9 protein-coding genes are annotated in these 13,536 nt (G+C 66.0%); 3 read left to right on the top strand and 6 right to left on the bottom strand.

All coding sequences use genetic code 11. The annotated features are described in order from the left end of the window. Positions 1–108: 108 nt before the first annotated feature. The gene (locus tag DVT68_RS11915; protein WP_114825258.1) at positions 109–2,574 is read left to right on the top strand and encodes a sensor domain-containing protein; all 2,466 of its coding nucleotides are present in this window, start codon (positions 109–111) and stop codon (positions 2,572–2,574) included. A 14-nt stretch (positions 2,575–2,588) separates the two neighbouring features. Here the strand turns inward: DVT68_RS11915 and DVT68_RS11910 are convergent, their stop codons facing one another. The 6 genes from DVT68_RS11910 to DVT68_RS11885 form a co-directional block, all read right to left on the bottom strand. Beyond that, positions 2,589–3,047: a GNAT family N-acetyltransferase gene (locus tag DVT68_RS11910; RefSeq protein ID WP_114825257.1), complete on the bottom strand. Its 459-nt coding sequence runs from the start codon at positions 3,045–3,047 to the stop codon at positions 2,589–2,591. An 11-nt stretch (positions 3,048–3,058) separates the two neighbouring features. After that, positions 3,059–4,456: a nitrogen regulation protein NR(I) gene (ntrC, locus tag DVT68_RS11905; RefSeq protein ID WP_114825366.1), complete on the bottom strand. Its 1,398-nt coding sequence runs from the start codon at positions 4,454–4,456 to the stop codon at positions 3,059–3,061. After that, the gene (locus DVT68_RS11900) at positions 4,449–5,459 is read right to left on the bottom strand and encodes a two-component system sensor histidine kinase NtrB (RefSeq protein WP_114825256.1); all 1,011 of its coding nucleotides are present in this window, start codon (positions 5,457–5,459) and stop codon (positions 4,449–4,451) included. The genes ntrC and DVT68_RS11900 overlap by 8 nt, the downstream gene beginning before the upstream one ends. Before the next feature lie 248 nt (positions 5,460–5,707). Then, positions 5,708–7,837, bottom strand: a complete 2,130-nt coding sequence (locus DVT68_RS11895; RefSeq protein WP_114825255.1) for a TonB-dependent siderophore receptor — start codon at positions 7,835–7,837, stop codon at positions 5,708–5,710. A gap of 237 nt (positions 7,838–8,074) precedes the next feature. Then, positions 8,075–9,370 (bottom strand): sensor histidine kinase, encoded by a 1,296-nt coding sequence (locus tag DVT68_RS11890; protein ID WP_114825254.1) that lies wholly within the window; start codon positions 9,368–9,370, stop codon positions 8,075–8,077. Next, positions 9,367–10,053: a response regulator transcription factor gene (locus DVT68_RS11885; protein ID WP_114825253.1), complete on the bottom strand. Its 687-nt coding sequence runs from the start codon at positions 10,051–10,053 to the stop codon at positions 9,367–9,369. Before DVT68_RS11885 ends, DVT68_RS11890 begins: the two co-directional genes overlap by 4 nt. 348 nt (positions 10,054–10,401) lie before the next feature. Between DVT68_RS11885 and DVT68_RS11880 the strand changes: the two genes are divergently transcribed. Beyond that, on the top strand, positions 10,402–12,795 hold the full coding sequence (locus DVT68_RS11880; protein WP_158543497.1) for a TonB-dependent receptor: 2,394 nt from the start codon (positions 10,402–10,404) through the stop codon (positions 12,793–12,795). Between the two features lie 11 nt (positions 12,796–12,806). Next, on the top strand, positions 12,807–13,490 hold the full coding sequence (locus tag DVT68_RS11875; RefSeq protein WP_114825251.1) for a Fe2+-dependent dioxygenase: 684 nt from the start codon (positions 12,807–12,809) through the stop codon (positions 13,488–13,490). Positions 13,491–13,536 lie beyond the last annotated feature (46 nt).

Here is a 13,536-nt window from a genome sequence, read left to right as displayed (position 1 = left end):
CATCACAACCGGGGCGCGCCCCGATCACTGGCCATCTGCACAGTGACTCGAAGTTGGCGCATCATGCGGCGATGGGCGCGGAGGGTGCGCCGGCGGGCGTCAACCTAGATGCGTCAAAGCGATCGCGAGTTCACACCGACCGGCAACGAGGACCCGTGGGCCTCGCATGTCCTGCACGGGGCGCCCGCGCTGATCACCTACATCGACCGCGATCGCCGCTTTCGTTTCGCCAACGGCACCCACCAGGCGTGGATGAGCGTCGACCCAGCCCGGCTGGTCGGCCACACGGTCGAAGAGGTGATGGATCACTGGAGCATGGAGCAGGCGGGCGCCTGCCTGCAGCAGGCCCTCGACGGCCTGCCGGCGGTGTACGAGGGCGAACTGTTCAGCGGCAAGGCCCGCTGCTACGTGCACGGCAACTTCCAGCCCGACTTCGATGAAGACGGCCAGGTGCGCGGCGTGTTCACGGTGTTCATCGACATCACCGCGCGCCATGCCCTGGAGACCCAGCTGCGCGAGAGCGAACAACGCTTCTACGGCGCCTTCCAGCACGCGCCCATCGGCATGGCGCTGGTCTCCACCGGCGGCCTCATGCTGCGGGTCAACGACGCGCTGTGCCAGATGCTCGGCTATTCGGAGCAGGAACTGCTGTCGATGGCCCTGCCCGACCTGACCCACAGCGACGACGTGGCGATGTCGCGGGAAATGGCGCGCGCCATGCGCGCCGGTGAGCGCGACACCTACCAGTTGGAGAAGCGCTACATCCATCGCGACGGCCACAGCGTGCACGTGCTGCTCAGCGTGTCGCCGGTGCGCAACGGCGACGGCGAGGCCTATAACGCCGTGGCGCAGATCCAGGACATCAGCCAGCGCAAGGCCTACGAGGAAGCGCTGTTCCGCGAACGCGAGCTGGCGGAAGTGACCCTGCGCTCGATCGGCGACGCAGTGATCACCACCGACCTGCAGGACCGCGTCACCTCGCTCAACCCGATCGCCGAGGCGATGACCGGCTGGACCCACGCCGAGGCGGTGGGCAAACCGATGAGCGAGGTGTTCCGGCTGATCGACGGCCGCACCCGCGAACCGATGCTCAGCCCCTTGACCGACGCCATCACGCGCGACGCCATCGTCGAGCTAAAGGGCAACGCCGTGCTGCTGCACCGTAACGGCTTCGAGACGCCGATCGAGGATTCGGCCGCCTCGATCCACGACCACGCGGGCAGCGTGATCGGCGGCGTGCTGGTGTTCCACGATGTCAGCGAAACACGTGCGCTGGCGCTGAAGATGGCGCACCTGGCCCAGCACGACACGCTGACCGGCCTGCCCAACCGCAGCCTGCTGCAGTCGCGCCTGGAACAGGTGCTGGCGTCGGCGCTGCGCCGCCACGACCAGGCGGCGCTGTTGCATATCGACATCGATCACTTCAAGCAGATCAACGACACCCTCGGCCACACGGCCGGCGACAGCATGCTGCGCGCGTTCGCCGAGCACCTGCGCGGCAGCCTGCGCAACGAGGACACGGTCAGCCGCGTGGGTGGCGACGAGTTCGTGGTGCTGCTCTCGCACGTGGATGGGCGCACCGGCGCCAGCCAGCTATGCGAGAAGCTGATGCGCCTGTGGCAGTCCGAGGCCGCGAGCCGGCCCGGCGAGAGCCATGTCAGCTTCAGCGTGGGCATCAGCGTGTATCCCGATGACGCGCACGACGCGGAGTCGATGCTGCGCAATGCCGATATCGCCATGTACGAAGTGAAGATGCAGGGCCGCAACGGCTACCGCTTCTACATGCCGTCGATGAGCGAACGCCCCGCCGCGCGACTGCGCATCGAGCAGGACCTGCGCAAGGCCCTGCGCCGCGGCCACCTGCACCTGCACTACCAGCCCAAGGTCGACGCCAACACCGACACCATCGTCGGCGCCGAGGCCCTGCTGCGCTGGCAGCTCGATGGCCGCGACGTCTACCTGCCCGACGAGTTCATCCCGGTGGCCGAAGAAACCGGCCTGATCGTGCCGATCGGCGAGTGGGTGATCCGCGAGGCCTGCCGGCAGGCTGGCGAGTGGTACCGCAGCGGGCATCCGATCGTGGTGGCGGTCAACGTGGCCGCGCCGCAATTCCAGCACCCGGATTTCCACGCCACGCTGAAGGCGGCGCTGGAAGAGGCGCAGCTTCCGCCGTCGCTGATCGAACTGGAGCTGACCGAGCGCATGGTGATGTCGGCGGGCGACCAGAGCCGCGCGCTCATGCAGCACATCAAGGAACTGGGCGTCAGCTTGGCGCTGGATGATTTCGGCACCGGCTACTGCAGCCTGTCGTACCTGAAGTACTTCCCGATCGACGCGCTGAAGATCGACCGCACCTTCGTGCGTGACATCGCCACCGATGCCGACAACGCGGCCATCACCGACGCCATCATCGCCATGGCGCACAGCCTGGACATGACGGTAGTGGCCGAGGGCGTGGAGACCATCACCCAGGCCGAGCACCTGCGCAGCGCCGGCTGCTCATTGCTGCAGGGTTTCCTGTTCGGCGGCGCGCTGCCGCCGGAGGAACTCGCGCTGCAGTTGGCGGAAGACTGAGGCGAGTCGCCGCCTCAGCCCCGCGGAAACTCCTCTTCGTACATGAAGTAGTGGCAGCGCTCCATGCCCAAGCCCGCATAAGTGCGCTGCGCCCGTTCGTTCTCCGTCTCCACGTACAGGCGCAGGCCCACCGCACGCGCCTGCGCGGCGCGATCGCGCACGTTCTGGTAGAGCTGGCGGAACACGCCGCCACGACGCGCGGCCTCGGCCACGTAGACGCTCTGGATCCACCAGAAGTCGCCGGCCCGCCAGTCGCTCCATTCGTAGGTGACCAGCAGGCAGCCACAAGGTACGCCGTCGCGCTCGGCGACCAGGTAGAAGCCGCGGCGCGGTTCGTCGAACACGGCGCTGACGCCACGCGCGAGCACGGCGGGATCGAGCGCCTTTTGCTCGGTCTCCCAAGCCATGGCCTGGTTCCAGGCGGCGATGTCGGCGATGTCGGCGCGTGCGGCGTTGCGGATGGTGATGGTCATGCGGCGTCGACTCAGGGTTTGGAGGGGCGTCGCGGTCGCGAGGCCCCCAGTTTGCGGGTCAGGGTGTTGCGGCCCACGCCAAGCGCAGCCGCGGCGTGCTGCCGATGGCCTTCGTGTGCTTCCAGCGCCACCTGCAGCAGGGTCTGGTCCAGCGCCTCACGGGCGCGGGTGTGGATGTCCACCTCGCCATCGGCCAGCGCCTGCACCGCCCATTCGCGCAGGCCATCGGTCCAGCCGCCGGCGCTCGATGACGCCGCGGAGTTGCCCAGGTCGGCGGGCAGGATTTCCATGCCGGGCGCGATCACCGCCAGCCGTCGGCACAGGTTCTCCAGTTCGCGCACGTTGCCGGGAAAGTCGCGCTGCGCGATGGCCTTCAGCGCGGCCTTGGAGAAACGCTTGGCCGGCAGCTTCAGCTCACGCGCGGCGGCGGCGAGGAAATGCTGCGCCAGCAGCGCGATGTCACTGCGACGCTGGCGCAAGGCGGGCAGCTCGATGCGCACCACGTCCAGGCGATGCTTGAGGTCCGCGCGGAACTGGCCGGCGGCCACGCGTGTATCGAGGTCCTGATGGGTGGCGGCGATGATGCGCACGTTGCCGCGGATCAGCTCGCGCCCGCCCACGCGATAGAACTCGCCACCTGCGAGCACGCGCAGCAACCGCGTCTGCAAGGCGAGCGGCATGTCGCCGATCTCGTCGAGGAACAGCGTGCCGCCCTCGGCCTGCTCGAATCGTCCCGCATGTCGGCGCGTGGCGCCGGTGAAGGCGCCGGCCTCGTGGCCGAACAGCTCGCTCTCCAGCAGTTCGCTCGGGATGGCCGCCGTGTTGAGCGCCACGAACGGCTTGTCACGCCGCGCGCTTTCCTCATGCAGCGCTCGCGCCACCAGCTCCTTGCCGGTGCCGGTCTCGCCGGTAATCAGCACGTTGAGATCGCTCGCGGCGACGCGGCCGATCAGGCGGAACACTTCGCGCATGGCCGGGCTTTCGCCCAGCAAGGCATGCGTGGGCGGCGCCGGCGGTGGCGCGACGGCAGTCGCCGCCGGCACATCGGCCAGCGCGCGTTGCACCGCCGCCACCGCCTGGTCGAGATCGAAGGGTTTGGCCAGGTAGTCCACGGCGCCGGCGCGATAGGCCGCCGCCGTGGTGGCGACATCGGTGTAGGCGCTCATCACGATCACCGGTCCCACGCCCTGGTTCTTCAGCGCCGACAGCAGGGTCAGGCCGTCTTCGCCAGGCATGCGCACATCGGTGAGCAGCAGCGCCGGACGCGCATCGCGCAGCGCGGCGCGCACCTCGTCACCGCTGCCGAACTCGCGCACGTTCAGGCCTGCATCGCGCAGGGCCTCCGCCAGCACAAAGCGCACGCCGCGGTCGTCGTCGGCAATCCAGATCTCGGCACGTGGCTCAGTCATGGCCATGCCCCATCGGCAGATAGAGGGAAAATACGGTTTCGCCCGGGCGGCTGGCGTAACGCAGCTCGCCGCCGTGTTCGCGCGCGATCTCGCGCGCCAGCGCCAGGCCCAGGCCGCTGCCGTCGGGACGACCGGAGACCAGCGGTTCGAACAGGGTGTCGCGCAAGGCCTCGGGCACCCCGGGGCCGTCGTCAATCACATCGACCCGCAGCGCCATGCGCGCCACGCGATCGCCCAACCGCGCCGACGGTTCCGCGCGCGTGCGGAAAGTGAGCGTGCGCGCGCCGGCTTCGATGGCATTGCGGGCGAGGTTGAGCAGCACTTGCAGCAGCCGGTCGGCGTCGCCGTGGACGTCGGGCAGGCTGGGGTCGTAGTCGTGCCGGATGCCAGGCGGCGCCGGCTCGGCCAACAGCAGGTCGCCGAGGCGCTCGAGTTGTTCGTGGATATTCACCGGGCCCAGTCGCGCCGCGCCGCCGTGGCGCAGCAGGCGATTGGCCAACGCGGCAAGACGATCGGCCTCGGCGATCACCATGCCCGCGAGCGAGCGCAGCTGCTCGTCATCGAGGCGTCGCTGCAACAGCTGCGCGGCGCCGCGCAGACCGGCCAGCGGGTTCTTCACCTCGTGCGCAAAGCCGCGCAGCGTGGCCGATAACGGCGTTTCTGCAGCTACCGCGGGCGCCAGCGCGTGCACCTCGAGCAGCAGGTCGCCATTGGCCAGCGGCTGCATCGACACGTCCATGCGTCCGCCGTCGCTGCGATCTGCCGGCGCCTCGATGCCGCGCAGTTGCATCGGCGAAGGCTCGTGCAAGGCGCGATGCGCCAGCGCCATCCATTCCGGCCGGTGCAGCAACACCGCCAGCGACTGCCCCACCGCGCTGCGCGGTCCGATATCCAGCAGCTCCGCCAGCGCCGGATTCACCCAGCGCAGGCGCAACTGCCCGTCCGCCAGCGCCACCCCGGTGGCCAGCGGCTCGGCCCAGCCACGATCTGCTGTCTCGCCCATTGCACCATCATGGACAATGCCCGGGCTTGGTGCAATCCACCGGCGCGGCGCGTCTGGCCGAGGCCGCCGTGGTGTTGCCTGTCTCGGTAATTTCCTGCGCTTTTCGCAGGCGAGGATGGCCCCGAGAAACGGGAATCCGGCTTCAGCCGAAAGCCCCGTCCCGCCTTGGCCACCCTGAGGTGGAGCGCCTGAAGGCGCCCGCCGCCGAAGCGGCGGCGGGACGCTGACCGGGGAGTCCGCCGGGGCGGTTACCAGCGATAACGGGCGGAAACCGTGATTTCTCGCGGGTAGCCGTAATAGCACCAGATGGCGCTGTTGCAGGCGCTGACGTAGGTGCGGTCGAACAGGTTGGCGGCGGTGACCTGGAAGCGCCAGCGGTCCACGTCGTAATGGGCGTTGGCGTCGTAAAGCACGTAGCCGCCGGTGCGGAATTCGTTGTTCGCGTCGCCGTAGTGCGGGCCGATGTAACGCACGCCACCGCCGAAGCCGAGGCCGGCCAGCGCGCCTCCGCGCACGCTGTAGTCGGCCGACAGCGATGCCTGCTGCTTGGGCACCAGCGCAACCTGCTTGCCCAACGTGGCGTCGTTCGCGTGCGTGACCTTCGCGTCGGTATAGGCATAGGCGGCCGTCATGCTCAGGGCATCGGTCACCGCAACATTCGCTTCGAGCTCGGCGCCGCGCGTGCGGGTCTGGCCCTGTTGCAGGGAGAAGAACAGGTGATTCGGGTCGACCGTCAGCGCGTTCTTCTGCGTGAGCTGATAGACGGCGCCGGTGATCAGCGTGCGACCATCGGGGGTCTGGAACTTCAGGCCGCCTTCGTACTGGTCACCCGTGGTCGGCTTGTACGCGCTGCCGTCGAAGGTCGTGCCCACTGTCGTCTTGAACGAGTGCGAATACGCCAGGTACGGCACGAGGCCGACGTCGGTGGTGTAGTTCACGCCGAGGCGACCGGAGAACGCGTTGTCGTTCTGCTTCTCGCGCGTGCCGGCGATCAGGTCCTGGACATCGTTGCTGACCCAGTCCTGCCGGCCGCCGGCGGTGATGCCCCACTTGCCGATGGTGACCTGGTCCTGCGCGTAGGCGCCCAGCTGCTCGAGCAGGCTGTTGGTGTGGTACGTGAACGGCGCAGGCGGGATCGGCTGGCCGTAGACCGGATCGAAGATGTCGATGGACGGCGCGGCGCCGAAGCCGGACTTGTAGTCGTTGCGGCTGTGCAGGTAATCCACGCCCATCAGCACGTTGTGCTGCACGCTGCCCTGATCGAATTTCGCGTCAACCTGGTTGTCCACGGCGAACACGTTGGCGTGGTCCACCAGCGGATAGTTGTAGCGATCGAGGGTGCGCAGGTCTTCCTCCAGACCCAGGCTGCCGATGGAGCGGTGATCCACCTTCTCGTTCTGCAGGCGCAGGTCCTGGCGGAACGACCACACGTCGTTGAAGCGATGGAAGAAGTCGTAACCGATGGACTCGTCGGTCTTCCAGTAGTGGTCGTAGCCCGGCTCGCCCGGATTCACGTCGCGCGGGATCTGGCCGTTCGGATTCGGATACAGCGTGCCTTGCGAGGGCAGGAAGCCGCCCACGCCGACAGACAGGGCGCGCTGGTAACGCGGCAACAGGGTGAAGGAGGTGTCGTCGTCCGGCTGCCAGGTCAGGCCCGGCGCAAAGTAATAGCGGTCGTCCTTCGAATGCTTGATGTTCGAATCGCCCTGCCGCGCCAGCGCCACCACGCGCCACAGCCAATGGCCATCGTTGTCGAGCTGGCCGCCGGTATCGCCCGCCAGTTGCTTCTGGCCGAAGCTGCCCACGGTCGCGATGACCTCGTGCGGCGCCTCCAGGCTCGGGCTCTTGCTGGTCATGTCCATCATGCCGCCGGGCGGCAGCTGGCCATACATGGTGGAAGACGGACCCTTGTTCACTTCGACGCGCTCGAGGCCGTAGGGCTCGAGACGCGAATCCGCGGTCCAGGCGCCATTCGGCAACGCAAGGCCATCAAGGAACTTCGCAGGGTCGTAGCCGCGCACCAGGATCCAGTCACTGCGCGGGTCGGCGCCGTAGCTGCCGCCCACCGCGCCCGCCATGTAGCGGACGGCCTCGTCCAGGCCTTGCACGCCATAGAGCTGCATGCGGTCGGGCGTGATCGTGCTCACCGACTGCGGGATCTCGACGACGGGCGTCTCGGTCTTGGTCGTGGAATAGACGACGTTGACGGCCTCGAGGTCGACACTCTTCTTGTCGTCCCCTTGCGTGCTGCTGGACGGGGACGTCGTGCTGCTGGACGAGGGCGTCGCGCCGTCGGCCGGGTCAGCGGCGTGAGCCGGGTTCGCCAAGGCGAGCGAGATCGCTGCCAGAAGCGTGCTTCTGCAGATAAAAGCAGACATGGGCGATGGATCCTGGGGCAGTTTGGCCGTGCTCAGGGGCGGCACGGCTCGTTAGTGTTCTTGCCGCAGATGATAATCAGTCGTATTTAGAAATCAAGTTCCTGCCTGAGCCTGCGGCAAAAAGGCGCCCTGTTCTTGCGACGTATCCCCTGGGAGGCGAAAGCCAAAACCTGGCCGGCGACACCCGGCAGACCATCAGGCGTTGGATCAAGCTCGCCGCGAAGGCGGTGCCCCGGGCTACATCCTGGCAACCATGCAGGGGGCGCGCGTGGCTTCGCCGGATCGAAAACCCAATCTCGCCGTCGTGCCTCCGGTGGCGCCCAGCTGCAACTCCAGCATCCAGCCGGCGTGATCACAAAGCCGCTCCACGAGTTCAAGCCCGATGCCATCTCCCCGGCCCACGCCTGCGCGTGCGAGTTTGGCTTGCAGCCGGCTTCGCTCCTCGGGGGACATGGTCGTCCCTGGATCCCTGATGACGAGTGTTTCACCGTTTTCCAGCGAGACCGATATGGCGCCCCGGCTGCTGTTCTCGATGGCGTTGCGGACCAGGTTTCCGATCACGGACGCGGCGATCGGCAGCGGAAGAGACATCTCGGTAGCGGACATGTCGCCGTAGGTGATCGCGAGCTCTTTGCCTTCCAGCAGATGTTCATGCTCGGCGACGATCTTCGGGACAAGCCTCGCCAGGTCCACCGTGACCACACCTGCCTGCAACCGCGCCGGGTCACGAGCCAGGGCGAGCAACAATTCGACCAGATCGTGCATGGACCGGGATGCATCGATGACGCGCGCCATGTGCGTCCTCGCCAGTTCGATCGTCGGCTGTTCGATGGCCACTTCCGCCGCGCCGGACATGACCGCGAGTGGCGTGCGCAGCTCATGGCTGGCCATCTTGAGAAACTTGCGCTCTCTTGCGACGTATCCGTCGATTTCCCGGAGGTAGGCGTTGAAGGCATTCACTATCACGACCACCTCCGCCGGATCCGAGGGTCGCACTTCAATCTGCTGGCCACTGGCGCCCGGCTGAAGCTTCGCCATGACGGTGCTCAGCTTGATCAATGGCTTGACCAGCCACTGGGCCGCCAGATAGGTCACGCCAATCAGCAGCAACACAATGACAAGGGCGGAAGCGATCATTTCCAGATCGAGCCTTGACTTGCGTCGCGCCAGGTCGGTGGTGTCCAGCGCGAGGACAACCGGGCCTTTGTCGCCCGCCTCGACATCGATCACGTAAGTGCGATCGCCAAGCCGCATGCCGTCGTGAATTCCCGGGGCCAGACCCGAAAATTCCGTTGGAGCCGGCGTGCCCGCCTTGGCGCCGAACGCCAGGAACGGTGGTTCCACGAGCCGTCGACTTTCCTGCGCGTCAGCCACCTGATGGACGGACGCGCTTCTGAACATCGCTTCCCATACACGATGTTCGGCCTGCTCGTCGAACCACAGGCCGATGACCGTGGTCGTGATGGTGATCGCGGTGGTAAAGCAGACCACGCCGATGACCAGTCGCCTGCGAAGGCTTGCATGGCCGCTCATGAATCGAGCTCTTCAGGCGTGGCGATGCGATAGCCGAGTTTCGTCACGGTTCGGATCAACTTCACCGGGAAGGGTCCGTCGACGCGCTTTCGCAGTTCGTACATGTGAGAGCGCAGCAGATCCCGGTCCGGCACGCTGTCGCCCCACACAGCGTTCTCCAGCACGCTGCGATTGACCACGCCCGGACTCGCCTTGAGCAGCACTTCAAGCAGGTTGGTAATGGCGGTATAGAGTTGAAGGCGCATCTCCCCGCGGCGGGCCTCGCGCGTGGCGACGTTGAACTGGAGGTCGCCCACCTGGAGCGTGTGGCGACGCCCCTGGGCGCGAGCGATCAGTGATTCCAGCCGCACCTCAAGCTCAGCCAGCGCAAACGGCTTGGTGAGATAGTCATCCGCGCCCGAATGAAAGCCTTCGATCTTGTCATCGAGCTCATACCGGGCCGTGAGCATCAACACGGGCACGGTCGAGCCCGCATTGCGCAGCTGCCTCACGACGGTGGGACCGTCCATGCCCGGGAGCATCCAGTCCAGCACGATGGCGTCATAGGACTCGCGCAAGGCCAGATCCAGTCCCGCCTTGCCGTCGAGCGCCACGTCCAGCACAAAGCCTCGCGGCTCGAGGTAGCCATACAGGTTGGCTACCTGGCCGGGACTGTCCTCGATCACCAGCACGTTCCTGCCCATCAGCCCTGACCGCTCCCCGTCGCCGGGTGACCGATGCTGGCCCCGACAATGATTTGACGTTCGTCAAATACATTAATAGGAATCGTTCGTATTTGATACGGCGCGTGATGCGAAGCCCGTGGGCGTCATTTCCGCATGAATTTGCGCCCGGACCGGACAGGCCAGGTCGCGGCTTGCCCTTCCTGCGCCCGGGCCGGTCCCCCGCGCCGACAGTGCCGCCCCGGGGCGGACCGCCGGAAAGAAGGCGGAGTCCTGGGCCAACGGCGTCGCGCCTGGCGCACCGATGGCGCCGATGACAAGCCCACGAACGCAACGACTTTACTCATACAACAATCTGGAAGCCGATCGATGGTCGACCTCACCCCCGCGCCGCTCAGGCAGCTCGACAACGCCTCGCTGAAAGCCACCCTGCTCAGCTCCTGCGTTGCGCTCGCGTTTGCGGCGATGCCGCCGGCCATGGCGCAGGACAGCAACGGCAACACCAGCATCACTACCAGCACCAATACCCAATCCAGCGACGCCAGCCAGGCGCAGGTGCTGCCGAAGATCACCGTTCAGGGCACCGTCCTTGACGCCAATCCCTTCGCGGATCCGATGGCCCCGTACAAGGTCGATCGGCTTTCGTCGAGCAAGTTCACACAGCCGGTGCTGGACACGCCGCGCTCGGTGACCGTCATCCCCAAGGAAGCGCTGGAAGACAAGGACGCAACCTCGCTGCGCGACGTGTTGCGCTCGACCGCGGGCGTCACGCTGGGGTCGGGTGAAGGCGGCAATGCGTTCGGAGATCGTTTCTTCATTCGCGGCTTCGACGCCCGCAACGACGTTTTCGTTGATGGCGTGCGCGATCCGGGCGTGAGCATCCGCGAGAACTTCAACACCGAGCAGATCGAGATTCTGCGTGGCCCGGCGTCGTCCTTTGCGGGACGAGGCACGACCGGCGGCGCCCTCAACATCGTCACCAAGGAAGCCAGCGACGTCGACTTCACCAAGCTCGATGGCGATGTCGGCACCGCGTCGATGAAGCGCGGAACGTTCGACATCAACCGCTCGCTGAGCCCCGAGCTCGACTTCCGCATCAACGGCATGGCTCAGAATGCCGACGTGCCGGGCCGCAACTTCTCCACCGACAACCGCACCGGCATCGCGACGGCGGTCACCTTCAAGCCCACCTCGAACTTCACCGTGAAGGCTGGCTACTCGTATACCCACCTGTGGGGCCTGCCTGACTTCGGTGTCCCGTACAACCAGGTCACACGCCAACCGGTGACGGAAGGCGACGTTCCGCGCGACACGTTCTACGGCGCGATCAACCGCGACTTCACCAAGTCGACCCAGAATCTCGGCACACTCGACGCGCAGTGGGACGTGAACGAAGCGGTGACACTCGAGAACAACGCCCGGGCGAGCCATTCGCTACTCAACTACATCGGCACGATTGCCGAGAACCCGAGCGCGACCAATCCCGTCACGGCGCCCTACGCGTCCACGCCGACGCATTTCTCCGGCTATGTGCAGCTCAATGCGCAGAGCCGCTACGAACCCGTCACGGTGCTGGCCGACCAGCCCCAGGCCATCTTCAGGTTCGATACCGGCCCGATCAAGAACACGGCGATACTCGGCGGCGAATTCTCCAGCGAAAAGATCAGCATCGACAGCTACACGGGCCTGACCTCGGAACTCACCACGGGCCCGGTCGCGATCACCTCGAGCGGCGCCCCCATCGTCAGCGTCTATGACCCCATCAACTACATCTACAGCGCGCATACGCCTGCGTTGACCGGCAATCCACTGAGGTACAAGGTCGACACCAGCGCCGGCTACCTGATGGATACCGCCAGCTATAACGACTTCATCATCGTCAATGGCGGGATACGCTACGACGATTACAAGATCACCGCGTCGAACAACACCAGCTCGCGCACGGACGACTCAGGCATCACCAGCTACAACGCGGGCATCGTGGTCAAGCCGGCCGCCAATGGCAGCATCTACGCAGCCTATGCCACGGCGGCCGACCCGGTGGGCGATGAGCTGGATGCAACCTCCAGCGGCTATGGCGGCCTGTCGCCGACCCAGAACGCCACGCAGATCTACGGCCCGCAAAAGAGCAAGGCGGCCGAGATCGGAACGAAGTGGGAACTCTTCGACCGTCACCTGCTTGCGACGGCCGCGGCGTTCCAGACCAAGGTGACCAATGCTCGCGAGACGGCGCCGGCCAACCTGCCCGGCTACACCAGCGGCGAGATCGTCTCCGGAGCGGCCTATCGCGTCAAAGGCCTGGACTTCGAAGTCGCCGGCAAGATCACCGATCGCTGGAGTGTATTGGGCGGCCTCGTGCTCATGCAGTCCAGGATCACCAAGTCGATCGTCCCGACCAACGTCGGGCTGCAGCTGGCCAACATCGCCCACCAGTCCTTCAACCTCCTGACCAAGTATCAGGTCAACAATTGGTTGGAGCTTGGCGGCCAGAGTGTCTACGCCTCCCAGATCAAGGGCGGCTCGCTGCTGGCTGCGAACGGCGGTGTCGCCTACCCCAATCCGCCCAACCCGACCCTGCTGCCGTCCTATTGGCGCTTCGACGCCTTTGCCGAGGCCAGGGTGAGCACCCACGTCACCATGAAGCTGTACGCCCAGAACATTTTCAACCGGACGTACTACGATTCGCTCTACCAAAGCGCCCAGCCTTTCATCATGGTGGCTCCGGGCCGGAGCCTGACGCTGAGCGCCAACGTCACGTTCTAGGTGATCCACGCATGCTCATCTGCATACCCGACGTTCTGAGCAAGGATGAAGTGGCGGAGTTCCGCCGCATCATGGATGCCCATGAATGGGAGGACGGACGCTCAACCGCCGGCGCCCAGTCGGCGGAAGTGAAGCAGAACGAACAGCTTCCGCCGGACAGCGCGGTGGCGCGCAAGCTTGGCGAGCGCATCATCAGTGCGCTCACCAACAACCTGTTGTTCATCTCCGCGGCCGTTCCGCTGGAAATATTTCCGCCGTTGTTCAATCGCTACCGGCCTGGACAGTTCTTCGGCGAGCATGTCGACAACTGCATCCGCGGCGACAGGCTCACGCGCCTGCGGATCCGCACCGACCTCTCGGTCACGCTCTTTCTCTCCGAGCCCGATGAATACGACGGCGGCGAGCTGGTCGTCGAGGACTACTACGGCTCACACAAGGTCAAGCTCCCCGCCGGACACCTGGTCCTGTATCCGTCGACGAGTCTGCACCTGGTCACACCCGTGACGCGCGGTGTGCGCGTTTGCTCGTTCTTCTGGGTGCAGAGCATGATCAAGGACACCCACGCCCGACGCATGACGTTCGACATGGACAATGCGATCCAGGAACTCGTGGGACGCCTTGGCCGCAATGATCCGCAGGTCCGTCAGTTGACGAACATCTATCACAACCTGATCCGCTACTGGGCCGACCTCTGAGCCAGTTCGGCGCGCTCGAAGCCCGAACCACTCGCTACTGAGCAGG

It is taken from the genome of Dyella solisilvae (genome assembly GCF_003351225.1).
Classification (GTDB): Bacteria; Pseudomonadota; Gammaproteobacteria; order Xanthomonadales; family Rhodanobacteraceae; genus Dyella; species Dyella solisilvae.
This window is presented reverse-complemented; position numbering and strand designations above follow the sequence as displayed.